Here is a 24,964-nt window from a genome sequence, read left to right as displayed (position 1 = left end):
GACCGCGACGTGAATGCGGCCCGCAACATTCTGCAAGCAGGCACCGCGCTATTAGCCGGTGCAGATGGTTGAAAGATCATACCGAGGGGCACTCGGGAATGTACGCCTGTGGAGTTTGTGTAAGACCAGCAGTGCCAAGGCATTGAAGGCAACGAACATCGAAGCAGGAACCAGGAAGGTAACGACCTGGGAATCCCCTTCCTTTCCGCTGCAAGGCGGCAGCGCAAGCTGAGGGAGGGGAGGATGTCAACGGTAATACCGATATTCAATTCGCCTTTGATAGTGTGATGCAGCGCGTTAACGTCACTTTTAAAGGTCTCCAGCGCCGTAAGCAGCGTTAGCCCTGCCTGATAAATCTCTTTCCCCTCTTCTGTTAGGCTGAATCCGCCGCGTCCTCGCTGACAGAGGGAAAACCCCAGACGCCCCTCCAGGTCGTTCATATGCTGGCTAATGGCCGAGCGACTAATCCCCAAGGTGGTTTCCGCAGCGGTAAAACCGCCGCACTCAACGACCGTCTTAAAAATGCGGATCAGGCGTATTTCGTAGTCGCTCATTTGGCCTAGTGATGCCATAACTGTCTCTTGATCAGGAAAAAAAGGGGGGGCTGCATTGCGTTTAACAAAAAATTGATATACATCAAAAAAGCGAAGCGTCACTATCCTGGCATTGCGCCCATAGAGTCGCGGTGGTGTATCTTCCACTGTTATCCATGCCATCGCAAAGGACAAGCTACTCTTGGGTAGCCAGCAAGCGCTAGGATTGCACTATCAGCAGGTGTTGCCCCCCGCGTTGGCAAACACCTTTGACGCCATCTTTCATCAAGTTCAGCAAACCCGTCAGGTGGCGACGTTTGAATACCCGCTGATGCTAGGCCAACAGCAACGTTACTTTCATGCCACTGTTAGCCCCTTGGCAAGCAAAGCAAAATACTTTGAAGGAGTGCTTTCTGTGACCCGCGATATTACCGACGCGAAGCAAGCCGAGGCTGAACTGCAAATCGCCGCTGCGGCATTCCAGGCGCATTTAGGCATTATGGTGACCGATGCGCGGGGCAATATCCTGAAGGTTAATGATACTTTTAAGCGTATTACCGGTTACAGCGATGAGGAGATGATTGGCAAAAACCCGCGTATGTTTAGTTCCGGCCACCATAACGCTGCGTTTTATCGTCGGCTGTGGCGTAGCGTTATGGCAACGGGTAACTGGGAAGGGGAGATCTGGAATCAGCGCAAAAACGGCGAGCTGTTTCCTGAGTGGCTGACCATTAGCGCGGTGTATGGCCACGGCGGTGAATTGACCCACTACGTGGCGACCATGAGCGATATTAGTGAGCGTAAAGCGGCCGAGGAGGAGATCCACCAGCTTGCCTTTTATGACCCGTTAACCGGCTTTGCTAACCGTCGACTGTTTATTGATCGTATTGGTACAGCGTTAAAAGAGCTTAACCGTCATCAGCGCTGCGGCGCGTTAATCCTGATCGATATTGATAACTTTAATCATGTTAACGATACCCTAGGCCACCATGCGGGCGACCAGCTGTTGCAAAGTGTTGCCCGGCGCTTTGGGCGAATGCTGCGAGATACCGACACCTTGGCAAGGTTGGGAAGCGACGAGTTTGCGGTGCTGATCGAAGGGATTGATGGTAGCCCACGGCAAACTCAGCAACTGGCTAAATATATCGCGTATAAGCTGCTGGTGGCGCTGGATGAGCCGATCAGCGTGGGGGAAGAGAGTGCGTTAGTCACCGCTAGCGTAGGTATTACGATCATCGCAGATAGCCAGCGCAGCGCAGACGACTACCTTCAACAGGGAGATATGGCACTTTCTCAAGCGAAAGCCAGCGGCCGACGAGCAGTGCGCTTTTTTGACCCTTCCATGCAGGCAAAACTGCTAGCTAAGGTAAAACTAGAGTCGGAGCTTCGCCAAGCGCTTGAGCATCAGCAATGGCGGCTGCATTACCAACCTCAGGTTGATCGTCGGGGTAGATTAATAGGCGTTGAAGCCCTACTGCGCTGGCAGCACCCTGAGCGTGGGTTAGTCTCGCCGGGCGAGTTTATACCGCTGCTAGAGAGCACAGGGCTGATTAATGATGTCGGGGAGTGGGTGCTGGAAGAGGCTTGCCAGCAGTTAGCCCAGTGGGCAGGTTCGCCGCTGCTGAATAGGCTCACGATTTCGGTGAACATCAGCCCACTACAATTCCGCGAGAACAACTTTCTGCAGCGGGTCGAGCAGGTATTTCAGCGCACTCAAGCGCCGCTAGAGCAGCTGAAATTAGAAGTCACTGAAACGCTGTTTGTAGAGGCGCGTGACGATGCACGCGATAAAATGCTCAGTCTAAAAGCCTTGGGCGTTCGTTTCTCGCTGGACGACTTCGGCACCGGCTACTCGTCGCTGGCTTACTTGGCCCAACTGCCGTTGGACCAGCTGAAAATTGACCAATCCTTTGTGCAGCAAGTGCTCGAGAGCAAAGCAAACGCGGCGATTGTGGAAAGTACCATTGCCCTGGCGAAGAGCTTAAACCTGGATGTGATTGCCGAGGGGGTGGAAGTGGAAGCGCAGCAGGCGTGGCTGATGGCCCATGGCTGTCACGCCTTTCAGGGCTATCTGTTCGGACGGCCGGTGTCCGTTAATGACATTGAAGCAGCCGTGCTAGCTCAGTCCTACGCTTGAGGCATGCAGCTTGATGAGTAACGCCGCGATCAGCGCGGCGTGCTCAAAGCTCTCGGGGGTAATCACCTCAAGCCGCGAGTCTTGCCGCCAAGCGCTGCTGGCAACGCTCAGGGCGCCATCCGCGCGGTTGAACCGTTTCCAGCCGTCGGTGGTGTGGAACACTCCCTTTACCCGCGCCGTAGCGGGCAGCTCGCCAATACAATGGGCGAGATGGTCGAGGTCGAATCGCTCGGTAGGGTGCCAGCGCAGGCCCGTACTGGTGTAACCCAGGGCAGTGGCGGTTTGCTGTTGGGGCTGGCCAGGAGGGGGCGGAAAATCGAAAAAAGCCCCCTCTAGGCTAGGGCTGGCTGCCAGAGCCTGATGCTCGGCAGGCATCGCAGGCTGATCTTGTTGGCGCGCCTGGCCGCTGTCCAAGATGAGCGACACCGGCAGCACCCCTTCCTCAACGGTGTACACCCATTTACGGGCCGGCCATAGCGTGCCGATAAACTGCTGCGCTTGTTGATGCTGGGCGCTGCTTGCCTGCTCGCCCATGGTGATGGCGATGGCGTCGGCCATGTGGAGCTGGTCCTGAAACGTGTCGTGCTCGCGCACGCGGGCTTCATCCAATCGGCGTGGGTCAAGCGTGGCGATGATATCCTGCACCGTCACCACGTCTTGAAACGCCTCGCCGCGCAGTAAATCTAATAACCCCGCCGGATGGCCAAGGCCCGATGGCTCGATAATCACCCGATCGGGCTTGCTGCGCGCCAATAAATTAACCAGCGCCGCCTGAAGCACAAACGCCAGCTGGCAGCATAGGCAGCCGCCGGGCAAGCCTTTTACCACCACATCATCGCGGGCATCAAACATCGCTTGATCAATGCCGATCTGACCAAATTCGTTGACCAAAATCGCCCACTTCTCATCCACAGGCTTTTGCTCGATCAGGCTGTGGATAAGCGTGGTTTTGCCGCTACCTAAAAAGCCGGTGACGATGTGAACGGGAACGCGTGAAGCGGCTGCCAACGGTTAACCTCCGGTCATGTTCATAAAGCGCACCACCTGCACGTCGCCATCGGTGGTGAAGTGGTGGCGTTCGGGCTTAAGCGGTAGGGCGTTAATAATGGCGGTTTTGAGCGCCTGCATATCGCCAGGATGGCGGCGCAATACGGCGCGCAGGTCCACCGAGTGCTCATTACCCAGGCAGAGCAGCAGGCGGCCTTCCACGGTGACCCGTACGCGGTTGCAACTATCGCAGAAGTTGTGGCTGTGGGGCGAGATAAAGCCCACCCGGCTGTCGCTGTCGGCCATTTTGAAGTAACGCGACGGCCCTGGTGTGCTCTCTGTGGTGGGCATCAGCGGGTAGCGTGTTTCGATCAATGCCTGAACGTCGTCGCTGGAGTAGAAGGTCTCTGCCCGGGAGTGGTCCGACACATCGCCCAGCGGCATCTCCTCGATAAAGCTAATATCGAGGCCCTCCTGACGGGCAAAGGTCACCAAGTCGAGCACTTCGTCTTCGTTACGCCCCTTCAAGATCACTGCGTTCAGCTTGATGCGCTTGAAGCCCGCCTCTTTGGCGGCGTGAATGCCGTCGATCACCTTGGCTAAGTCGCCGGTGCGCGTCAGCTGCTTAAAGCGCTCGGGGTTGAGGGAGTCCAGGCTGATATTGAGCCTACGCAGGCCGCCGTCATACAGCCGCTTGGCGTGCTTGCGCAGGCTGGCGCCGTTGGTGGTCATGGTGAAATCGTCCAGCCCCGGTAGGGCGCCAATCTCGTCCACCAGTTGCTCAATCCCTTTGCGCACTAGCGGTTCGCCGCCGGTCAGGCGGATCTTCTCGACGCCAAGCTCGGTGAAGGCGCGCGCCACCATGGCAAGCTCTTCCAGCGTGAGCACTTGCGCGCGGGGGAGAAACGTCATCTCCTCGCTCATGCAGTACACGCAGCGGAAGTCGCAGCGGTCCGTCACGGAGATGCGTACATAGCGGACACGGCGGCCAAAATCGTCAATCAGTTGTTCGGTCATTGCCAGCTCGTTATGGGTTGAATGCAGACCGCCTCGCCTGGTTGAGCGTCTGCTTGGTCATCGCCAAGTTCAATTAAGCAGTTGGCCATCACCATGGAAGTCAAAATACCCGAGCCCTGGGCACCTGTGCTGCGCACATGTAGCACGCCCTGCTCATCACAAGTATAAATGCCACGCAGAAAGTCGGTGCGCTTCAGGCGGCTTTTTAGCGGTGTTTGGACAATCGCTGTGAGTCGTAAGGGCGGAGAAGGCAGCTGCCCCTGCAGCCGTTGCAAAAGCGGCACCACAAACTGGCTGAAAGTAACCATCACCGCCACCGGATTACCGGGTAGCCCCACAAACGGTGTGCGGGAGTCACTCAGTTGGCCGCAGGCCATCGGGCGGCCAGGACGTAGCGCCACCCGCCAAAAGGCCAGCCGTCCGAGCTTTTCCAGCGCAGCGCGGGTGTAGTCCGCGTGGCCCACGGACACGCCGCCGCTGGTAATCACAAGGTCACACTGCGCCGCTGCTTCCGCAAGCGCTTGCTCAATAGCGCGCGGGTCGTCGGGCAGAATACCTAAATCCACCACTTCGGCCCCTTGCTCGCTAAGCATGCCGATCAGGGTGAAGCGATTGGTGTCGTAAATTCCGGCGCTGGGGAGTGGCTCTCCCGGCGGCGTGACTTCGTTGCCGGTGGAGAAGATCGCTACCTTTGGACGCTGATAGACGTCGATGGTGGCATGGCCTAATGAAGCAATCAGCCCCATGCTGGCAGCATCCAGCCGTGTGCCCGCCGTCAATGCAACGGCCCCTTTGGCAATATCCTCCCCGGCTTGGCGTACGTGCTGCCCAAAACTGACCCGCTCTGGCGCATCGATGGTGACACTGTCGTCACCCTCAATGAGCTGCTCACGCATAATCACCGTATCGGTGCCGCTGGGTAGCGGCGCGCCGGTGGTGATACGCACGCACTGGCCAGAGGGCACCTCACCCTCAAACGCTTGCCCGGCGAAGGCATCACCTACGATCTGAATATGTGTGGTGTAGGGTGGCTCTTTGGGCCAGGACAAGGCAACGCCATCCATCGCCGCATTGGTATTCTGTGGCACGCTAATAGGCGCAGTGATATCAGTCGCCAGCCTGCGTCCGTAGGCGCTGCCTATTGCCACCTGTTCTACCGCTACCGATTTCTCAACCAGCGTCATCAGCGCATCGCGGGCGGCATCGACGCTGAGCATCTGCTCGCCTAGCTCAAAACACGACAGGCTCATGGCGTCTCCTGGGAAGGCGTTGTCAGTGCCAGCTCCAAGCGGGCTTTCTCCTCTTCGGTATTGAGGTTGGCAAACGCTTCAGGGCAGTCGGACATATCCACCCGGCACCAGGCGTGGCGCGCGTACCAGCGGTCGATTTTACGTTCGCCTTCGGCCAGGGTGGCCGCTAAATCGTCAGCCAGCGACGTACGCAGCAGCGCGACGACGGGGTGCAGGCGCTCGCCATCGAACGCCACGGCGATATCGTGCTCGACACCCGCCTGGGTAATACCGGCGACCATGCGCGCCACCAAATTGTGGGGCAGCGCAGGGGAGTCGCAGGGGGCGACCAGCAGCCACGGCGTTTGAGCCGCCCGCAGGCCGCTGTAAATACCCATCAGCGGGCCTTTGAAGCCGCCTTCGGCATCTTCAATCACACGGTCGGCAAACAGTGCATACGCATCGCTATTACGGTTGGCGTTAATCATCAACTCATGGACGTGGCCATCGAAGCGCTTAACGGTGTGCGCCACCAGCGGCAAGTCTGCGAAGGGCTCGAGGCCCTTATCTCGCCCGCCCATACGGCGGCCTTCACCGCCTGCGAGAATCATGCCAGTCAGATCATGCTTGGCGATCATACGCCTGCCTCCTTGGACGAGCGCGCACTCGGCGGCTTGGGGGGAATCGCGTCCAGCGTCAAGCGGCCAGCGGCGTTAATGGCTTGGAAGCCTTTCCCCTTCGCACGGGCAATCAGCATCACGCCGAAACGCTCGGCCAGCTCTACGCCTTTTTGTGTCACGCCTGAACGCGATACCAGTACGCTAATGCCCATTTGCGCGACTTTTAGCACCATTTCCGATGTTAGCCGGCCCGTGGTGTAGAAAATATCGGCGCTACGGCTATCAGCTTGGTTAAGCCACTGGCGACCCGCCAGTGTGTCCACGGCGTTGTGGCGGCCCACGTCTTCGACGAAATCCATCACCTGAGCTTGGTGGCACAGCGCGCAGCCGTGTACCGCGCCCGCGCTGCGGTAGGTGTCGTTATAGGTGTTCAAATTGGTCAACAGTTGATAGAGCGTCGATTGGGCCAGCGGTGTCTCAGGCAGCGCTGTGAGAGAAGTTTGCTCCAACAGTTTACCAAACACCGTGCCCTGGCCGCAGCCCGTTGTGACGGTGCGCGTGCTAAGGCGCGCTTCCAAATCATCAGGCAGGTGGCGGGTAACGATCACCGCAGCCTCTACTTCCCAATCGACTTGAACCGCGGTTAAGTCCTCGGCGCTTCTTAATAGCCCCTGGTTGCGCAGGTAGCCTACCACTAGTGCCTCGGGGTCATCGCCTAGCGTCATCAGGGTGACAATTTCACGCTTGTTAAGATACACCGTAAGCGCACGCTCGGCGGCAATGGCCTGGGGGCGGGTGTCGCCGTAGGCATCCATGACATCAATGGTGGTCGTGGCCGGTAAGCGGGCTCGGCTTAACTGAAGGGCGGGCATCCGCAATCCTCACTGATACCAAAACGCTGTGTGGCTGACGCAAACACGGCGCACAAGATCATAATAGTTGAGTAAAATAGTCTGAGTTGACGATGATGGCGCTCAAAAGGCTTACTTGTCTACCCGTTCAAGGTCTAAGGTGGTGAAACCCATGAGTGATAGTTTACGCGCATTAAGCGTTACCTTAGTCGCCGAGCCCAAGCAGGTGCGCAGTTTCACGCTGACCCAGTGGCGCATTGCCGAGCTGGTGCCGGGGGACCAAGGGGAGTGCGTACTCAACCTGCAGCTCTATATGACCGAGCGAGCCGCCTATCGATTTAACCTCACCGCGCCGACGCCGCGCCTGTTCGTGCGTGCCGGGTTCACCGGGCAAACCCCGAAGCCCGATGCGATCACCGCCAGCCAGGATGTGGCCGCAGGCTGGCTGGATGGCGAGCAGCAAGTATTAGAAGCTGCGATGCCGATGGCGATTCAGGTGTGGATAGAGCACTATCTCGCGCGCCACGGTGAAGCGCCGGTGGAAACCCGCAAGAAAAAACGCAAAGGGGCCGGGCGTGGCAAAGAGATCCCGACCAAGGAGCAGCCACAGTGAGCCGTTTGGAGCGCTGGTCGCGTAAAAAGCGCGGCATTGAACATGAGAGTGATGACAGTCAGCCGGTGGAGCCGATAGAGCCTCAGTTGGAAGTGGAGACGCACGCGCCTGAGTCTGAGGGCATAGATGCCTCCTCCTCAGCGGTAGGCGAGCAAGAGGCCGCAGCTCCGCCCCTGCCGGGCAGCCTGGACCACACGTTGCCCGACCCAGACACCTTGCCTGCAGGCAGCGACTTCAGCGCCTTTATGGTGCCTGGCGTCAGTGCTGCGCTGCGCCGCCGTGCCCTGCGTAGGCTCTGGGCCACCGGTAACTACAATGTGCGCGATGGTTTGGATGATTACGACGCCGACTTCACTCAACAGTTAAAGCCCATGGCCAGCGAGCTAGCGGGCAAGCTGCGGCGTTGGGCCAATAAGGCGGAAGAGACCTTAGAGAAGCTGGAAGATTCGGCACAAAAAGACGCTGAACACAGCGAAAAAGTGGCGGCTGAGAGCCCGCCTGAGCAGGTGAGCGCTTGCACAAGTGATGACAGTTTTGTACAAAGTGCCTCGCCAGACGACCAGTCTGATTATCCTGATCACGCTCCAGGAGAGCGAAAAAAAGAAAGTTAGCTTTTTGAATCAGTGGGTTATGGTAAGTATGGTGGGCTTTCGTTGACAGCGGTGCGACCAAAGGAAGTGGCAAAAAAGCTGTTTTCGCCATACGCTGATACAAGAAGCTATGTCGTTATAACGCCGAAAGTCATCCGTGGTGAGATGACAAAATCTAATCTCTAATTATAACAAAAACGACCTCTTGACCGTGAGAATGCATGAACCAACGAATCCAACTGGCGTCGATTGACGACCAGCGCAACGTCGCCGCTCGTGAAGCGGTGCGTCGGCGTATCTCATGGCCGGTGAATTTAACGCCTGCCAACGTGACCTACCACAGCCGCGGTCATGTGCTGCTGCTCGGTAGTGCGCCGTCAGTGACTCAAGCGGCACGAGTGCTTCAGGGGCGAGGATTAGCGTCCCTCACGATGCTGACCACAGATGAGGCCGTTGATCTTCCCGTCGCCAGCGAGCCGCTTATCGCTCAAGTGCTGAGTGCGCATCAACAGTCACAGCTTAACATCGCGGGTCATTTGGGTGGTTTTCGTGCCACTCTGAGCCAAGACGATGGCGACTCTCTCAATCTTGCCCAAGCGCTGATTGAGCGGGACGTGTTTGACGTAGTGCTGGACCTTTCGGAGGGAGCACTTAACGTCGCTTCTTGGGAACTGCCCCCGCCGGGCTACCTGCGCCTCGCGTGGGAGCGCCAGGAAGCTGAGCGTGCCGACGTGTTAGAGAGCGTGACGGAACTGGTCGGTGAGTTCGATAAACCGCGCTATTTCCAGGTCAATACCGATCTTTGCGCCCACTCTTCCAGTGGTAACGTCGGTTGCACTCGCTGCCTCGACGTCTGCCCGGCGGATGCGATTTCTAGCATCCAAGGCCGCATTGAGTCGCGCATTGAGATTGATCCTTTCCTTTGCCAAGGCGTAGGCAGTTGCACCAGTGCGTGCCCTACGGGTGCCATCGAGTTTCGCCTGCCGGAAACCCGCCGTCAGCAGGATACTCTGGCCAACTGGCTAACCGCCTATCGGGAAGCCGGTGGCGAGGTGCCGGTGCTGCGCTTTATTACCCATGACTCGCTGGAAGCTGAGCGTGTTGCAGGCATTACCACGCCGGGTCACATCATTGATGCCCCCTTGGAAGAGCTGGGCGCGGCGGGCCACGACCAGTGGCTGACGGCGCTCGCCAGCGGCGCTTCTGAAGTGCGCATTCAGCTTCACGACGACATGCCGAATCGGCTCAGCGCATTTTTAGAGCATCAAATCACTCAGGCTCATAGTTTGCTGACTGCGCTAGGCCACGACGCCGCGCGTATTAAGCTACTGCCGGTAGGTGCCGAGGGCGAGCGAGATGCGCTGCCCAGCTTAACACCGCTCACCGAGTCGCCATTGAGCTTTAATGAGCCTAATAAGCGTGCTCGCCTGAACGTTGTACTGGCGCGGTTGGCTGAACTGGGGGCGCCTAGCGGTGAACGTCACGCCATGCCTCAAGGGGCGGCTTACGGCGGCATTAATGTCGATAGCGCGGCCTGTACGCTGTGCCACGCCTGTGTCAGCAATTGCCCAACGCCTGCGCTTAAATCCGGCGGTAATACCCCCGCGCTTAGCTTCCTGGAAGCCGATTGTGTACAGTGCGGGCTCTGCGAACAGGCCTGCCCTGAAGACGCCATCACGCTGGAGCCAGGCTTCCTCGCGGCACCTGCGCGCGAAACGCGGCATATTTGCCACGAAGAGGCGGCTTTCGAATGTATTAGCTGCGGTAAGCCGTTTGCCACCGCCAGCACCGTTGCCACCATTAAAGCCAAACTGGCCAACCACCCTTACTTTGCCGGTGATGCCATGACGCGCTTAGAAATGTGTGAAGACTGTCGGGTGAAAGACGTGTGGAAAACCATGGCTCGTGACCCTGAAGCGCAACTAAAGGTGTAAAGCAATGAGCGATGCAATGCCGACGCTAAGTGAAACCGATGCGCTGCGAATGGATATCTACCAGCTGTTTGCCAGTCTGCTGCGCCAAGCGCCGGACAGCGAGCTACTGGCGTGGCTAGAAAGCCTCGATATTGAGCAAGATGGTAGCCGCATTGCCGAATACTGGGCCGCGCTGTCAAAAGCGGCAAGCCAAAGCGATGTGGACAGCCTGAAGCGTGCGCATTTCCGCCACTTAGTAGGCGTCATTCAAGGCGACGTTGTGCCCTATGCATCCTGGTACCGCAACGGCGAGCTGATGGAAGCCGCGCTGGTCGCGCTGCGCCAAGATCTCCGTGTGCTAGGCTTTGAGCGCAGCGAGCATACCCGGGACCCAGAGGATCACTTGGCGGCGATGTGCGAAGTGATGGCCATGCTCATCGCCGCGCAAAGTAGTGAACAGTTCACCTTTTTCCAACAGCACCTTGCCCCCTGGGCTAGCCGCTGTTGGGATGACCTTGCAAAAGTAGACACCGCTTTCTATTCAGCGCTGGGGCAGTTGGGTAGTGCTTTTATGGAGAGCGAACAGGCACGTTTGAGCGATCAAGCGGCCTATCAACCGGTGCGCATAGTGGAGCCTGCTTCCTATGACGCCGGTGCAGCGCGCAAAGCCACACCGTGACGTGACCGTGCGCAGCGTTAAGCGAACAACAGGGCCTACGGGCCACGCATAAAAAAAGGGCATGAAAGAGGAGAACCCCATGCACCAGTCACATAACCCTGAGCGCCGCCGGTTTATGAAAACCGTTGGTTTAGGCACCGCCGCTGCGGGCGCAGCCGTTGCGGTAGGCCACGTCACGCTGGCACAGGCAGATGATAAAAGTCCGGTTGAGCGCGACAAGCAGGCGGTGAACTACCGCGAGACCGACCATATTCGTGCTTATTACGCCTCGCTGCGTGACTGACGGCGAACTGCCAGGAGATTTGCCATGCGTCTAACTCGCAAAACGAACACCCCCGCTACCACTGGGTTGGGTATTTCCCGTCGTCAGTTCCTAAAGCGCACGGGTGTAGCCACCGGTGGGGTGGCTGCGGCAGGCTTTATGGGCGCGCCGATGATGCAGCGCACTGAAGCGGCTGATAAAACGCCGGTGCTCGACTCCCCGGTAGAAACGAAGCGCACCATCTGCTCCCACTGCTCGGTAGGCTGCGGTGTGTATGCCGAGGTTCAAGAGGGCATCTGGACCAAGCAAGAGCCCGCCTTCGACCACCCGATCAACCGTGGCGCTCACTGTGCCAAAGGTGCGTCGCTCCGCCAGCACGGCCACTCCACTCGCCGCCTGAAGTACCCGATGAAACTGGTCGCCGGTGAATGGCAGCGCCTGAGCTGGGACGACGCCGTCAATGAGATTGGCGACAAGCTGCTGGAACTGCGCGACGCCCACGGCCCCGACAGCGTTTACTGGCTGGGGTCGGCCAAGTTCAGTAACGAGCAGGCGTACCTGATGCGCAAGCTCGCCTCCATGTGGGGCACCAACAACACCGACCACCAGGCGCGTATTTGCCACTCCACCACTGTGGCGGGCGTTGCGAATACCTGGGGCTACGGGGCGATGACCAACTCGCTCAACGATATGCACAACAGCCGCTCCATGCTGTTCATCGGCTCCAACCCCAGTGAAGCCCACCCGGTGGCGATGCAGCACATCCTGATTGCCAAAGAGCGCAACAACTGCGACATCATCGTCGCGGACCCGCGCTTTACCCGCACCGCTGCTAAAGCCAACAAGTACGTGCGCATTCGCCCCGGTTCTGACGTGGCCTACATCTGGGGCTTGCTGTGGCACATCTTCGAAAACGGCTGGGAAGATAGCGAGTACATCAACCAGCGCGTCTACGGCATGGACGACGTGCGGGCCGAAGTCGCCCAGTTCCCACCCAGCGTCGTCGAAGACATTACCGGCGTGCCCGAAGCAGAGATGTTCGACGTGGCCAAGCGTCTGGCCGACAATCGTCCTGGCTGCGTGGTGTGGTGTATGGGCGGTACTCAGCACACCACCGGCAACAACAACACCCGCGCCTACTGCATCCTGGAGCTGGCACTGGGCAACATCGGCAAGTCTGGCGGCGGTGCCAACATCCTGCGTGGTCACGACAACGTACAGGGTGCCACCGATTTGGGCCTGGGGTCTGATTCACTGCCGGGCTACTACGGCTTAGCAGAAGGCGCTTGGCAGCACTGGGCCAATGTGTGGGACGTAGACTACGAGTGGCTGAAAGGCCGCTTCGACGACACCGAGTACGCCGACGGCAAGCCCATGTACTCCAACGGTATTACCGTATCGCGTTGGGTAGATGGCGTGCTGGAAGAGGACGAAAACATCTCCCAGCGCACCGCGCTGAAAGCGATGTTCTACTGGGGCCACGCGGTCAACTCGCAAACCCGCGGCGTTGAAATGCAAAAGGCGATGCAGAAACTGGAGATGATGGTCATCGTCGACCCTTATCCCACTGTCGCGTCCGTCATGCACGACCGCACCGACGGCGTCTACCTGCTGCCCGCTGCCACGCAGTTTGAAACCACCGGTAGTGTGACTGCCACCAATCGCTCGATCCAGTGGCGTGACCAAGTCATCGAACCGCTGTTCGAGTCCAAGCCCGACCATGAAATCATGTACCTGTTTGCCCGCAAGCTGGGCTTCGGTAATGAGCTGGTCAAGAACTATGAAATGAACGGCGACGAGCCGCTGATCGAAGATATTCTGCGTGAAATTAACAGAGGTATGTGGACCGTCGGTTACACCGGCCAAAGCCCAGAGCGCTTGAAAGAGCACCAGCAAAACTGGCACACCTTCAGTTTTGAGAACCTGCGTGCCCAGGGCGGCCCTGCCGATGGCGACTACTACGGTTTGCCGTGGCCTTGCTGGGGCACCCCGGAATTCCGTCACCCGGGCTCCCCGAACCTCTACGATACCAGCGTGCCCGTGATGGAGGGCGGCATGGGCTTCCGCGCCCGCTTTGGCATCGAGCGTAACGGCGTCAACCTGCTGGCCGAAGGCTCGGCCCCGGTAGGCGGCGACATCGACGACGGCTACCCGGAGTTCAACGACCAGTTGCTGAAAGACCTGGGCTGGTGGGATGACCTGACGGCCGAAGAGAAAGAGGCTGCTGAAGGTAAAAACTGGAAAACCGACTTCTCCGGCGGTATCCAGCGCGTTGCTATCGAACACGGCTGTGCGCCTTATGGTAATGCCAAGGCCCGTGCCGTGGTGTGGACGTTCCCGGACGCGGTGCCGAAGCACCGCGAGCCGCTCTACACCACTCGTCGTGACCTGGTCGAGCGCTACCCCACGTGGGACGACTTTGACTCCATCATGCGTCTGCCCACGCTCTATCGAACCATCCAGGAGCGCGACAACAGCGCGGACTACCCGATCATTCTGACCTCAGGTCGTTTGGTCGAGTACGAAGGTGGCGGCGAAGAAACCCGCTCCATGTCGTGGCTGGCGGAGCTGCAACAGGAAATGTTCGTCGAGATGAACCCTGCCGACGCCAACGATATCGGCGTACGTGACGGTGACGATGTCTGGGTCGAAGGCGCCGAGGGCGGCCGCGTCAAGGTGAAAGCCCTGGTCACCCCCAGGGTGGATCGCAAGGTGGCCTTCATGCCGTTCCACTTTGGCGGCATCTTCCAGGGCGAGAACCTGCATGATCGCTACCCGGAAGGCACGGCGCCCTATGTTCAGGGTGAGGCAGCCAACACGGCGACCACTTACGGCTACGACCCGGTGACACTGATGCAAGAGACCAAGTGCACCATTTGTCGTATCGAACGCGCCAGCTAATAAGACCTGACCTGACAGCATGCCGGTGCGGACACGCCCGCACCGGCAAGAGGAGAACACCATGGCTCAAATGAAATTCATGTGTGACGCCGAGCGCTGCATCGAGTGCAACGGCTGCGTCACCGCCTGTAAGAACGCCAACGACGTCGAGTGGGGCATCCAGCGCCGCCGAGTAGTGACTCTGAACGACGGCGAAGCGGATGAAATGTCCATTTCCGTTGCCTGTATGCACTGTGATGATGCCCCTTGTATGGCGGTTTGCCCTACCGACTGCTTCTACAAAACCGACGATGGCATCGTGCTGCACGATAAAGACCTCTGCATCGGCTGTGGTTACTGCCTATACGCCTGCCCCTTCGGCGCGCCGCAGTTCCCCCAGCAGAACGCCTTTGGCGAGCGCGGCAAGATGGACAAGTGCACCTTCTGTGCCGGTGGCCCTGCGGAAACCAAAGAAGAGGAGTACCAGAAGTACGGCTCCAACCGCATCGCGGAAGGCAAACTGCCGCTGTGTGCTGAAATGTGCTCTACCAAAGCGCTACTGGCCGGTGATGCGCAGGATGTGGCCGATATCTTCCGCCAGCGCGTGGTACACCGTGGCCATAAAGATGGTGCGTGGTCGAACAATCCTCAGGCTAGCACTGACAACCTTGCCTATGATGCTGCCCGCAAAGGGTAAGGAGGCGTGTCATGACAACGTTGACCATGACAAAGGTGCCCTCACGGGCACCTAGCGGCACCGCTAGCTGGCTACAGCGCGGATGGCGTGTATGCCTGATGCTGGTGCTGTTGGTTGCGAGTTTGGGGGTCACCCACATGGCCGTGGCGCAAGCCGACCCGGATCGCGAAATGACCACCGCCGCCCCCGGCATCACGGCGGATCAGTGGCGCCAAGTACGCAGTGGCGAGACGGGACCGAACTACCGTGACTCCCGGCACGAGAGTAACTACAACCTGATCAACGCCAGCGGCGAAACGTGGCGGATACTGCGCAATCGCTGGGTATCGCCGTTTGGCTTGATCGCCATCGGCGGCATGGCCGCGATGATTGCGCTGTTTTACTTCATCGTTGGCCGTAAATACCTGGAAGAGCCGCGCACGGGCCGCAAGCTCTTGCGCTGGTCGCTGCTAATGCGCGCGCTGCACTGGACCGTGGCGACGCTGTTCATCACGCTGGCGCTGACCGGGCTGAACCTGCTGCTGGGCAAGTTCGTGTTCCGTACGCTGTTCGGCGATGCCGTCTGGGGCTGGATGGTCGCGGCGTCCAAGGTGTTACACAACTACTTGGGGCCGATTTTTGGCGTGCTGCTGGTCATCATGCTGATTAGCCTGATCAAAGAGAACATTCCCAAGAAGCACGACTGGGTATGGTTCAAAAAGGGCGGCGGTATGATTGGCAAAGGCCATGTAGATGCTGGTTTTGCCAACGGTGGCGAAAAAGCCTGGTACTGGCTGCTAGCGTCGGTAGGCATTTTGGTGGTGGCGAGTGGCTTCGTGCTCGACTTCCCCAACTTTGACCAGGGCCGCGACACCATGCAGTGGGCCAACATCATCCACGCCGTGGGCGCGCTGGGCTTGACCGCCGTCTCGCTGGGCCATATCTACATCGGCACATTAGGTACGGAAGGCGCGCTGGAAGGCATGACCACCGGCTACGTGGATGAAACCTGGGCTAAAGAACACCACAACCTGTGGTATGAAGCGGTTAAAGATCAGACCGTTAGTGAAGAGGAACTGGCCGCGCGTAAAGCGGGCGGCAGCGGTGAGCCTTCAGCAGCCAAGCCAAGCTGAGTCACGCCGTCGAGATAAGTGGACGTGAACGCCCTTCGACACCGCCTTCGGGCGGTGTCTTTTGTTATGCTGCACTCCAATGACTTTTGAAAGAGGAATCACCATGGCGACATTTGACGAACTGGATGCCACCACCCGCACTGAGCTGGAAGCCGCCGCCTTTCGGCGCTTGCTTAAGCATCTGGACGACAATAAAGATGTGCAGAACATCGACCTGATGATTCTGGCGGATTTCTGCCGTAACTGCCTCTCGAAGTGGCTGGTGACCGCCGCCGATGAGCGCGGTACCGCGCTCGAACTGGACGCCGCCCGCGAGTACGTCTACGGCATGCCCTACAGCGAGTGGAAAGCCAATCACCAGGGTGAGGCAACGCCGGAACAGCTGGCCGCTCTTGAAGCGCGCCAAGCCAAGAAAAAGGCCAACGCCTCCTCCAACGAGCGCGAGGAGTAGCCGATGGATGCCATGGAAGCGCTGAACATCGCGGTGCTCACCGTCTCGGATACTCGCACGGAAGAGACCGATCGCTCGGGCCAATCGCTGGTGCAGCGGTTGACCGAGGCGGGCCATCACTTGGCCGAAAAGCGTATCGTACCGGATGACGTTTACCAGGTCCGAGCGGTGGTAGCCCAGTGGATTGCCGACCCCGGCGTGCAGGTGGTGCTGACCACCGGTGGCACCGGCTTCACTGGCCGTGACTCCACTCCAGAAGCGGTCTCGGTGCTGTTGGATAAACGTATCGAAGGCTTTGGCGAGCGCTTTCGCCAGCTGAGTGGCGACGAAATCGGCAGCTCCACGATTCAAAGCCGCGCCTTGGGCGGTTTTGCCAACGCCACGGTGGTGTTCTGCCTGCCAGGCTCAACCGGTGCCTGCCGAACGGGGTGGGATGGCATTCTGGCCGAACAGCTCGATAGCCGCCACAAACCCTGCAATTTTGCCAACCTGGTGATTCCCGGTCGGGGGCAGCATGGCTGAGTTACAGCCGATTGAAGCGGCGCTGAAAGCGCTATTGGCCGACGTGATGCCGCTCTCTGCCGAGCAGATCGCGTTGAATGACGCCGCTGGCCGTGTTCTAGCCGAATCGGTAACGGCCACGCTGGACGTGCCGCCGTTCGATAACAGCGCAATGGATGGCTATGCGCTGCGTGCTATGGATGCGGGTAAGCGGCTGCCGGTTAGCCAGCGGATTGCCGCGGGCAGTACGGCACGGCCATTGGCGGTGGGCACTTGCGCACGAATCTTTACCGGCGGGCAGATCCCCCCTGGTGCTGACTGCGTGGTAATGCAGGAGCGGGTGACTGAGGATAACGGCGAGGCGCTCATCCCCGTGGACGTGCCAGAAGGAGACAACGTTCGCCTGCAGGGCCGCGACGTGCACCAAGGCGATGTGCTGCTCAATGCTGGCGAACGCTTGGAAGCCGCCGCGTTAGGGCATTTGGCGGGGCAGGGCATCACCCATGTCAGCGTACGACGCCGCCCACGGGTGGCGCTGCTTTCCACGGGTGATGAGATCGTCGACCCCGGCACTCCGTTAAAACCAGGTCAGCTGTATAACTCCAACCGCCCCATGCTCAAGCGGCTGCTGGAGACGTTCGGGGCTGAGGTGGTTCAGCTGGTGAGCGTGCCCGATGACTACGCCCAAACCGTGGCGCTCTTGAACCACGCCGCTGCCGAGGCCGATGTGGTGGTGAGCACCGGTGGTGTCAGCGTTGGGGAGGAGGATCACGTCAAAGCGGCGCTGGAGTCGCTTGGCCAGCTCGATATGTGGAAGCTGGCGATGCGTCCCGGCAAGCCGCTAGCGTTAGGCCGCTTGCCCCGCGACGATGGCAGCCAAGCGAGGTTTGTGGGGCTGCCGGGTAACCCGGTGTCGGGGTTTGTGGGCGCTTGGCTGTTTCTACGCCCGCTGATGGGGGCACTACTAGGCTGCCCTGCGCTGGCGGAGCTTCCGTGCTTAACCGCCACCGCGACCTTTGCCACCGATACTGGCCCACGCCAGCACTACATGCGGGTGGCGCTGCGCTTTACGCCTAGCGGTATCGAGGCCGATGCTTTTGATGACCAAAACTCAGCGGTGCTCTCTTCCTGCATTGCTGCCGATGCGCTGGCGGTGATTGATCCGCATCGCCAAGTGGAGAAGGGCAGTCAAGTGCGCTGCTTATGGATGGTGAGTTGAACTTGCCTCGGAAGGTGGGCTTAGCCGAGCTCCGTTTAGGAGCAGAGTGAGCTGCTCCCCTTCCAGGGCGATGCCGCACAGCGCCGGATGGCGGGAGCGGGCAGCCAGCAGCGCCGGCAGCGGATGAATCGCTGTACTGGGCAGGTGGATCATCTCACTGTCGCCGGTAATGCCTAGCTGCCATGGCCCCTCGGCATCGCGTAGGGTTAGCCAGCGCGTTGGGTGGCTCGGTGGTTACGGAACTGATCACGCGATTAATTTTGAATAGGCACTTAATCGGTTGCTAGAAAAAAGAATGATCGAGCAACTAAATAATGGCATGGGGAATAAAACACGACGTATCCTTGGTAATACGTCCCACGTCTTCGCGAATGCCCATGCCGCAGGCGCGGTCGCCCACTACCCAACTGCCAATCAGCGCGTGCATGTCGCCAAAGCGCGGCAGTGGGTGGTACGCCTGGCGTATCCACGGGTTATCAGTGTAAGGCCCGCCCACGCTCTCTTGCTGGCCGCTGGGCGTTATCAAACTGATATTGCTCCCTTCCCGTGAGAAAAACGGCTTGCGCACCCAGCCTGCTTCCAGCGGCGAGTGACTATCTTTTTCAAAATACGCTGGTAGCAGATTCGGGTGCCCTTCAAACTCTTCCCACAGCAGCGGCAGAATCCCTTTATTGGAGAGCACGGCTTTCCAGGGCGGCTCGAACCAGTGGGTGTTGAGTTGCGTGACCGCCTCGCCAAACGCTTCTACCGCCATCTCTTCCCACGGATAGAGCTTGAACAGGGCGGTAATCGGCTGCTCGTCCAAATCGACAAAGTGCTCGACTCCTGGGGCCACGCCAATGTCTTCGATGTAGATAAACGGTGCCTGTAAGCCTGCTTGTAGAGCGATATCCTGCAAGTAGCTGACGGTGGCGCGCTCCTCGTCGCTGCCTTTTACACAGGAGAAGTAGAGGGTGCGGTTTTCCAAGCGGTCGCCCAGATGCGCCATGGCATTGAGCAGGCGTTCTTGAATCGAGTTGTACTGGTCGGCGTGGCGGGGCAGGATGCCTTGCTCAATCGCCTGCTCCAGCCATACCCACTGGAAAAAGCCCGCTTCATAGAGCGAGGTGGGCGTATCGTAATTCAGCTCTAACAGCTTGGCGGGGCCGTTGCCTGAGTAGGCAAAGTCCATTCGCCCATAGAGGGGCGGTTGCCCGCTGCGCCAGGAGTGGTGGATGAGGTCCCACATATGCTCGGGGATCGCGAGGCGTTGCATTAAGGCATTGGAGTGACAGACCTTATCCACCAGCTCCATACACATCTCGTGCAGGGCTTCGGTGGGTGCTTCGATCTCTTGCTCCACCTGCTCCAGGGTGAACTGGTAGTAGGCGTCCTCTTTCCAGTAGGGTTCGCCATCAATGGTATGGAAATGAAACCCCAGCTCTTTGGCCAGGGTTTTCCATTGCGGGCGTTCAGGAACGTTGATTCGCAGCATGGTAGCTCCCAAACGGTGGTCAATACCCCAAAATGCTAGGAACCCCAAGAGGCCGATCGTGTGCCCAGGCCGCGCCGCGTTGTGGCTTGGCGGTTTTGCACCACCGAGCTACGCAGGGCCTCGTTACGCTGATTGACCCGTTGCGTCGCCTGGCTGGCCGCAGCATTCCAGTTGCCCTGGTTTTGGCGGTTGCGGTAGACCGGCTCTTGATACACGCGCTCGAACGAGCGCCCTCGGCTGGTATTCGCCAGCATGTTACCGACCATATAGCCCATCATGGCAGGCATGAACCAACTGCCGCCGCCTGCGGCCTGGGCCTGCTCGTCGGTGGGGGCTGCGCAGGCGCCTTCGCCGTGTTCAGCTTCGCAGGTTTCTAGGGTGTCGAAGCGGGGGACGGACGCCAACGAGGCCTCGTAGGCGTCTTCGCAGGCGCTGCGGGTGTAGACGTTGGCTGCGACGCAATCCTCTACGCTTTGAAAGCTTTGCGGCTCATCAAAGCGCACATCGGTTAAGTGCTCATCTTCCGCTGGCTGGGTACAGGCAGTTAAGCCAAAGGCGCTCGCTCCCATCATCGCAAGCGATAGGCGTGCGCTACGTTTACGACGTGGCAGGTGGGTAGGGTGAGACTGCTTTTCCATGATGGCGCTCCGTTACCAGGTCATTGAAGCCGCGTTAATTAAGCCCACGGCAATCGAGATACTGCCCACTAGCGTGCCGTAGGCCTGATGACCTTCGGTGATGTGCTGGGACAAGCTCTCCCCCTGACGACGCAGGAACAGTTTTACACCAAAGAACGTGGCGATCTGTACGCCGAACGCCACCACGCCCCACAGAATAAAGTCGATATAACTAATGGAGTGGGCCATGGCGCTGTACAGCGGCAAGGTGAAGCCCAGGATAGAACCGCCATAGGCAGTAGCGGCTGCCGCATTGCCCGCTCGAATCAGCGCCCACTCGTGGTGAGGGGTCAGGCGGCTATAGCAGTACATAAAGGCCACCAGCAGCGCGAGCGCGCCAAGCAGGTAGGCGAAGAAAGACGGTAATCCCTGTAGGTAGTGCAACATGGCGGTGTGCATCCTTGTGGTTAATGACGTGTGGCCAATAAGCAATCGACATTGTGACATAGCTTAGCGGAGTAGCGAGAATCGCAGGCTGTGTTTCTGTAGGTTGTTGTCAGGTGGTTAAAAAACGTCTTTTTAATATTTTTATGCGACTAAAGGCTAATAGATGAATCGTGTCACCTTCTTAAAATCCCGCGATGCTTGGTATTTTTACCTAAACTCACCGTGTCGTATCGCTTGATACCGCTCTTCGTGCCCGTGTTGGGCACCGCTTTAGACGCGACCGCTTCGAAGGACTTCCCCTCATGCATGCCCTAACCCTGGCATCGTTTCTGTTTTTTACGGGCCTGGTGGCCTTTGTCACGTGGCGCATCACACGGCGCGATGATCATCGCAGCACCAGTGGTTATTTTCTGGCAGGCCGAACGCTGACCTTCCCGCTGATTGCGGCCTCCATGCTGATGACCAATCTCTCCACCGAGCAGATGGTGGGGCTGAACGGGTCCGCGTTTACCGATGGCTTAAGCGTGATGGCATGGGAGGTGATTGCGGTGATTGCGCTGGTAGCGCTGGCGCTGTTCTTCCTGCCGCGCTTTTTGAAAAGCGGCATTGCCACGCTGCCACAGCTGCTGGCGATTCGCTTTGATACAGGCACTCAACTGATCGCTAACGTTATTTTCCTGATTGCGTACGCGGTGGTACTGCTGCCGATCATCCTTTACTCCGGGGCCATCGGCCTTCAGGGGATGCTGGATTTACAGGGCTTGACCGGCATTGGCTCCAGCACGGTGCTGCTCTGGGCGACGGTATGGGCGGTGGGTCTGATTGGCGCGGTCTACGCGCTGTTTGGCGGCCTGCGTACCGTTGCCGTTTCTGACACTTTAAACGGGGTTGGTCTGCTGATTGGCGGCTTCGTGATCGTTTACTTTGGCCTACAGGCGGTGAGCGGCGGCAGCGGCGTGATGGAAGGCTGGAGCATCTTGAAAGAGAGCGACCCCAGCAAATTCAACTCCATGGGTGGCCCTGAACAGCAGGTACCGTTCTCGACCATCTTTACCGGCGTGCTGCTGCTTCACCTCTTCTACTGGACCACCAACCAGCAAATCATCCAGCGCACCTTTGCCGCCAAGAACCTCGCTGAAGGCCAGAAAGGCGTGCTGCTCACCGGCTTCTTCAAGCTTTTGGGGCCGCTGTACCTAGTACTGCCCGGCATCATTGCCTACCACCTGTATGCCGACCAGGGCATTCGCGCCGATGAAGCGTATGGCCACCTAGTGTTCAACGTACTGCCGCCCTACCTGACCGGCTTCTTTGCCGCCGTCATGGTCGGGGCCATTCTCTCCTCGTTTAACTCTGCGCTGAACAGCACCACGACGATCTTCAGCCTGGGCATCTACAAAGGCGTGCTGAAAAAGGACGCCACGGAAGAGCAGGTGGTGAAGTCTGGCAAGGTGTTTGGCTGGACCATGGCGATTACCACCATGATTATTGCGCCGCTGCTGGCGGGCCAGGACAGCCTGTTCGGCTACCTGCAGAAGATGAACGCGATCTACTTCATCCCGATTCTCGCCGTAGTGCTGGTCGGTCTGCTAACCAAACGCGTACCGCCCATGGCCGCGAAAGTAGCGCTGGTCGGCGGCTGTTTGCTGATTGCGGCGGGCTACTTCGTGCCGCCGTTCAACAAGCTGCCCATAGTGATGCACGAGTTCCACTTCGTCGCTTCGGTGTTCGTGCTGCTAGTGGCGGTCATGCTGGTGATCGGTAAGCTGCGCCCCCGCGCAACGGACTGGGTGCAGGAAGACTCCGGCGATGTCGATCTCACCCCGTGGAAAGGCGCGGTGCCTACCGGTATCGTGCTGGTGGTGTTGGTGGTGATTATGTACGCCTCCTTTGCGGGTGGCTAATCACGCCAATGTTATAAATGGAATAGCCCCAACGCCCCGCATTGCGGGCGTTGGCGTTGTTGGCGATAGGCTTGGCGGCATGACAGGTGGCGTCGAAGCGTTAGAGAAGGTGTGTAGAAGCGTACTGAGCGAAATGCATTTTAAAAAGTGATGCAGCCAGTGGTGTACCGCCCCATCATGCTGCACTGAATTGACAACGTTGCCGGGGTATGACAAACACACATCCATTTTGTGCGAGGAATCATCGGTGGCAAACGAGCAGACTTATCAAGCGTTGGGAGTGGACACCCTTGGCCAACGGCTAGGCGGTGTGGAGGCAGTCGCCAGCCGCGTGGGCGGCAACCCTGCCGAGTGGCACATTCGTGAAGTAGGCGACGGCAACCTCAACCTGGTATTCATCGTGACGGGCAGCACCGGCAGCGTGGTGGTCAAGCAGGCACTGCCCTATGTGCGCATGGTGGGCGAGAGCTGGCCGCTGCCGCTTTATCGCGCCCATTTCGAATACTACGCACTGGTGCGTCAAGCCAAGCGCGCGCCCGGCGTGGCCCCCGAGGTGTACCATTTCGACAAGCCCCAGGCGCTGATCGTGATGGAGTATCTGTATCCGCACGTGATTTTGCGGCGCAAGCTGATCAGCGGCGAACGGGTGGCGGAGCTGGGTGCTACTCTGGGTGAGTTTTGTGCGCGCACGGCGTTTCGCGGCTCTGAACTCTCCATGGCAAGCCCGGATAAGAAAGCCGATGTCGGGTTGTTCTCTGGCAACGTGGCGATTCCGGCGATCACCGAATCGCTGGTATTTACCGACCCCTACTACGGCGCGGAGATGAACCGCCACACGCCCGAGCTATCGCCCGTGGTGGACGAGCTGCGCCGCAACGCCCGCCTGAAAGCCAAGGTGCAGCGGCTGCTGATGAAGTTCACCGCCAACACGGAAACCATGCTGCATGGCGACTTGCACTCCGGTTCCATCATGGCCACCGACACCAGCGTGCGCGTCATCGACCCTGAATTTTCTCAATACGGCCCCATGGCGTTCGACTTGGGCATGGCGGTAGCCAACTTCTTCATGGCCTACTTTAGCCAGCCCGCCCACCGTGCAGAGAGCGATCTTGACGCCTATCAAGCGTGGATTTTAGAAGTGATCACCGATTGCTTTACCCGCTTCGATGAGGAGTTTCGCCACCTCTGGCAAACCGAACGCACGGGTATCCTGTTCCCCAGGTCGCTATTTGAAGAGCAGGGCAACAGCGCCGACGACGCCTGCGACGCGCTGCTGGAAGAGATCCGTGAAGATGCGCTGGCCTACTGCGGCATCGAAATGCACCGCCGCGTGCTATCTCTTGCCCACAACGCCGACTTTGAAGAGATCGAAGACACCGCCCTGCGCGCCAAGCTGGAAGCACGCAACGTGTTGATGGGCCAAGCGCTGATCATGGAGCCGGAAGCCTACTGTGATCTCAACGCACTGGCAGAGCTGGCCAAAACGTTTAACCAGAAAGCGGTGTTGTAGGAAGAGGTTATTAAAGACAGAACGGCGATGTGGGAAGGCCGGTACAGACCGTAGCGGGGGTCTTTCGCCATGGATGGCGAAAGTAGCGCCCATGGATGGGTTCACAGCGCCCCCGCATAGGTGTGTACCGGCCTGGGATCAGTCTTATTTATTCAAAGCTGATCCAAACGATCAAACTTCCCAGCGATGTCGCTTTCGGTCCAGTGGGGCACCCAACCTTCCACGTTGTCGAAGAAGCGCAGCGCGGTGAATTCCGGCTCGGGGCCCATGTCGAACCAGTGCGGGGTGTTGGCGGGCACGCTGATCAGGTCGTTGCGGGTGCAGAGCACCTGATACACCTTGTCGTCGATGTGCAGGCAGAACAGCCCCTGGCCCTTCACGAAAAAGCGCACTTCGTCTTCATGGTGGCGGTGCTCGTTTAAGAACTTCTGACGCATCGCTTCTTTGTCCGGGTGGGTGGGCACCATGTGCAGCACATCGACGGTTTGGTAGCCGCCCTTGGCTTTTACCCGGTCGATATCTTCCTGGTAAAGCGCCAGAATCTCCTCCTGGGTGGCATCGTCGGCAATCTCGCCCGGCGCTGCCCAGCGCTCAAATAGCACGCCTACCCGGTTCAGCTCAGCGGTAATCCGTTCGCCGTCGGTGGTGTCGATGAGGGCATCATGGGGATTGTTATCGGCAAATACTTTGAGTTGCGACATCGTAAACTCTCCTTGAAAGTGAC

24 protein-coding genes and 1 pseudogene are annotated in these 24,964 nt (G+C 58.9%); 14 read left to right on the top strand and 11 right to left on the bottom strand.

Annotated elements, in window-relative coordinates; all coding sequences use genetic code 11:
• A partial coding sequence (locus tag NH344_RS14150) for a LysR family transcriptional regulator (RefSeq protein ID WP_253028059.1) occupies positions 1-572 on the bottom strand: 572 nt, incomplete at its 3' end.
• 163 nt (positions 573-735) lie between these two features.
• Between NH344_RS14150 and NH344_RS14145 the strand changes: the two are divergent.
• Positions 736-2,670 (top strand): annotated as a pseudogene (locus NH344_RS14145) (EAL domain-containing protein); the annotation flags it as partial.
• Here NH344_RS14145 and NH344_RS14140 read toward each other — a convergent pair.
• From NH344_RS14140 to NH344_RS14120, 5 genes are read right to left on the bottom strand one after another with little or no spacing between them, the layout of a single operon-like run.
• On the bottom strand, positions 2,650-3,678 hold the full coding sequence (locus NH344_RS14140) for a GTP-binding protein (protein ID WP_054641251.1): 1,029 nt from the start codon (positions 3,676-3,678) through the stop codon (positions 2,650-2,652). The pseudogene NH344_RS14145 and the gene NH344_RS14140 overlap by 21 nt on opposite strands.
• A 3-nt stretch (positions 3,679-3,681) precedes the next feature.
• Entirely contained in the window at positions 3,682-4,674 is a 993-nt protein-coding gene (moaA, locus tag NH344_RS14135; RefSeq protein WP_044630051.1) for a GTP 3',8-cyclase MoaA, read from the bottom strand.
• Positions 4,671-5,924 carry a gephyrin-like molybdotransferase Glp gene (gene glp, locus NH344_RS14130; RefSeq protein ID WP_253028057.1) on the bottom strand — a complete coding sequence of 418 codons (1,254 nt, stop codon included), beginning with the start codon at positions 5,922-5,924 and terminating at the stop codon, positions 4,671-4,673. The genes moaA and glp (NH344_RS14130) overlap by 4 nt, the downstream gene beginning before the upstream one ends.
• Positions 5,921-6,541: a molybdenum cofactor guanylyltransferase MobA gene (mobA, locus tag NH344_RS14125; protein WP_253028056.1), complete on the bottom strand. Its 621-nt coding sequence runs from the start codon at positions 6,539-6,541 to the stop codon at positions 5,921-5,923. Before mobA ends, glp (NH344_RS14130) begins: the two co-directional genes overlap by 4 nt.
• Positions 6,538-7,395, bottom strand: coding sequence for a formate dehydrogenase accessory sulfurtransferase FdhD (locus NH344_RS14120; RefSeq protein ID WP_253028055.1), 858 nt, complete (start codon positions 7,393-7,395; stop codon positions 6,538-6,540). The genes mobA and NH344_RS14120 overlap by 4 nt, the downstream gene beginning before the upstream one ends.
• Before the next feature lie 151 nt (positions 7,396-7,546).
• Here NH344_RS14120 and NH344_RS14115 point away from each other — a divergent pair, with 151 nt between their 5' ends.
• From NH344_RS14115 to glp (NH344_RS14065), 11 genes are all read left to right on the top strand, one after another.
• A complete protein-coding gene (locus NH344_RS14115) occupies positions 7,547-7,987 on the top strand; it encodes a DUF3305 domain-containing protein (RefSeq protein ID WP_253028054.1) in 441 nt (146 codons plus the stop codon).
• On the top strand, positions 7,984-8,598 hold the full coding sequence (locus tag NH344_RS14110; RefSeq protein ID WP_253028053.1) for a DUF3306 domain-containing protein: 615 nt from the start codon (positions 7,984-7,986) through the stop codon (positions 8,596-8,598). Before NH344_RS14115 ends, NH344_RS14110 begins: the two co-directional genes overlap by 4 nt.
• A gap of 200 nt (positions 8,599-8,798) precedes the next feature.
• Positions 8,799-10,511: a 4Fe-4S dicluster domain-containing protein gene (locus NH344_RS14105; protein WP_253028052.1), complete on the top strand. Its 1,713-nt coding sequence runs from the start codon at positions 8,799-8,801 to the stop codon at positions 10,509-10,511.
• 4 nt (positions 10,512-10,515) lie between these two features.
• The gene (locus tag NH344_RS14100) at positions 10,516-11,169 is read left to right on the top strand and encodes a molecular chaperone TorD family protein (RefSeq protein WP_253028051.1); all 654 of its coding nucleotides are present in this window, start codon (positions 10,516-10,518) and stop codon (positions 11,167-11,169) included.
• A 79-nt stretch (positions 11,170-11,248) separates the two neighbouring features.
• Positions 11,249-11,452, top strand: a complete 204-nt coding sequence (locus NH344_RS14095; protein ID WP_052509959.1) for a twin-arginine translocation signal domain-containing protein — start codon at positions 11,249-11,251, stop codon at positions 11,450-11,452.
• Positions 11,453-11,476: 24 nt separating this feature from the next.
• Entirely contained in the window at positions 11,477-14,332 is a 2,856-nt protein-coding gene (locus NH344_RS14090) for a molybdopterin-dependent oxidoreductase (protein WP_253028050.1), read from the top strand.
• Positions 14,333-14,393: 61 nt separating this feature from the next.
• A complete protein-coding gene (gene fdh3B / locus NH344_RS14085; protein WP_074211440.1) occupies positions 14,394-15,008 on the top strand; it encodes a formate dehydrogenase FDH3 subunit beta in 615 nt (204 codons plus the stop codon).
• An 11-nt stretch (positions 15,009-15,019) separates the two neighbouring features.
• Positions 15,020-16,120 carry a formate dehydrogenase subunit gamma gene (locus NH344_RS14080; RefSeq protein WP_253028049.1) on the top strand — a complete coding sequence of 367 codons (1,101 nt, stop codon included), beginning with the start codon at positions 15,020-15,022 and terminating at the stop codon, positions 16,118-16,120.
• Between the two features lie 103 nt (positions 16,121-16,223).
• Positions 16,224-16,571: a DUF1244 domain-containing protein gene (locus tag NH344_RS14075; protein ID WP_253028048.1), complete on the top strand. Its 348-nt coding sequence runs from the start codon at positions 16,224-16,226 to the stop codon at positions 16,569-16,571.
• A 3-nt stretch (positions 16,572-16,574) separates the two neighbouring features.
• Positions 16,575-17,093 (top strand): molybdenum cofactor biosynthesis protein B, encoded by a 519-nt coding sequence (gene moaB / locus NH344_RS14070; protein ID WP_253028047.1) that lies wholly within the window; start codon positions 16,575-16,577, stop codon positions 17,091-17,093.
• Positions 17,086-18,291, top strand: a complete 1,206-nt coding sequence (gene glp, locus NH344_RS14065; RefSeq protein WP_253028046.1) for a gephyrin-like molybdotransferase Glp — start codon at positions 17,086-17,088, stop codon at positions 18,289-18,291. Before moaB ends, glp (NH344_RS14065) begins: the two co-directional genes overlap by 8 nt.
• Here glp (NH344_RS14065) and NH344_RS14060 read toward each other — a convergent pair.
• The 4 genes from NH344_RS14060 to NH344_RS14045 form a co-directional block, all read right to left on the bottom strand.
• Complete coding sequence (locus NH344_RS14060; protein ID WP_253028045.1) at positions 18,274-18,444, bottom strand: hypothetical protein; 171 nt, start codon at positions 18,442-18,444, stop codon at positions 18,274-18,276. The two genes, glp (NH344_RS14065) and NH344_RS14060, sit on opposite strands and share 18 nt — an antisense overlap.
• Before the next feature lie 154 nt (positions 18,445-18,598).
• Positions 18,599-19,765: a glutathionylspermidine synthase family protein gene (locus NH344_RS14055; RefSeq protein WP_253028044.1), complete on the bottom strand. Its 1,167-nt coding sequence runs from the start codon at positions 19,763-19,765 to the stop codon at positions 18,599-18,601.
• 35 nt (positions 19,766-19,800) lie between these two features.
• Positions 19,801-20,403, bottom strand: coding sequence for a DUF1190 domain-containing protein (locus NH344_RS14050; protein ID WP_054641245.1), 603 nt, complete (start codon positions 20,401-20,403; stop codon positions 19,801-19,803).
• Between the two features lie 12 nt (positions 20,404-20,415).
• Positions 20,416-20,829 (bottom strand): DUF350 domain-containing protein, encoded by a 414-nt coding sequence (locus tag NH344_RS14045; protein ID WP_062360914.1) that lies wholly within the window; start codon positions 20,827-20,829, stop codon positions 20,416-20,418.
• Positions 20,830-21,131: 302 nt separating this feature from the next.
• Between NH344_RS14045 and NH344_RS14040 the strand changes: the two genes are divergently transcribed.
• The gene (locus tag NH344_RS14040; protein WP_062360912.1) at positions 21,132-22,730 is read left to right on the top strand and encodes a solute:sodium symporter family transporter; all 1,599 of its coding nucleotides are present in this window, start codon (positions 21,132-21,134) and stop codon (positions 22,728-22,730) included.
• 247 nt (positions 22,731-22,977) lie between these two features.
• The gene (gene mtnK, locus NH344_RS14035) at positions 22,978-24,240 is read left to right on the top strand and encodes an S-methyl-5-thioribose kinase (protein ID WP_253028043.1); all 1,263 of its coding nucleotides are present in this window, start codon (positions 22,978-22,980) and stop codon (positions 24,238-24,240) included.
• Between the two features lie 152 nt (positions 24,241-24,392).
• Here mtnK and NH344_RS14030 read toward each other — a convergent pair whose 3' ends face one another.
• Positions 24,393-24,941, bottom strand: a complete 549-nt coding sequence (locus tag NH344_RS14030; RefSeq protein WP_253028042.1) for a cupin — start codon at positions 24,939-24,941, stop codon at positions 24,393-24,395.
• Positions 24,942-24,964 lie beyond the last annotated feature (23 nt).

It is taken from the genome of Halomonas sp. Ps84H-12 (assembly GCF_024124725.1).
Lineage (GTDB): Bacteria > Pseudomonadota > Gammaproteobacteria > Pseudomonadales > Halomonadaceae > Vreelandella > Vreelandella aquamarina.
The sequence above is the reverse complement of the archived record's forward strand: the minus strand, read 5'-3'. Positions and strand labels throughout refer to the sequence as shown.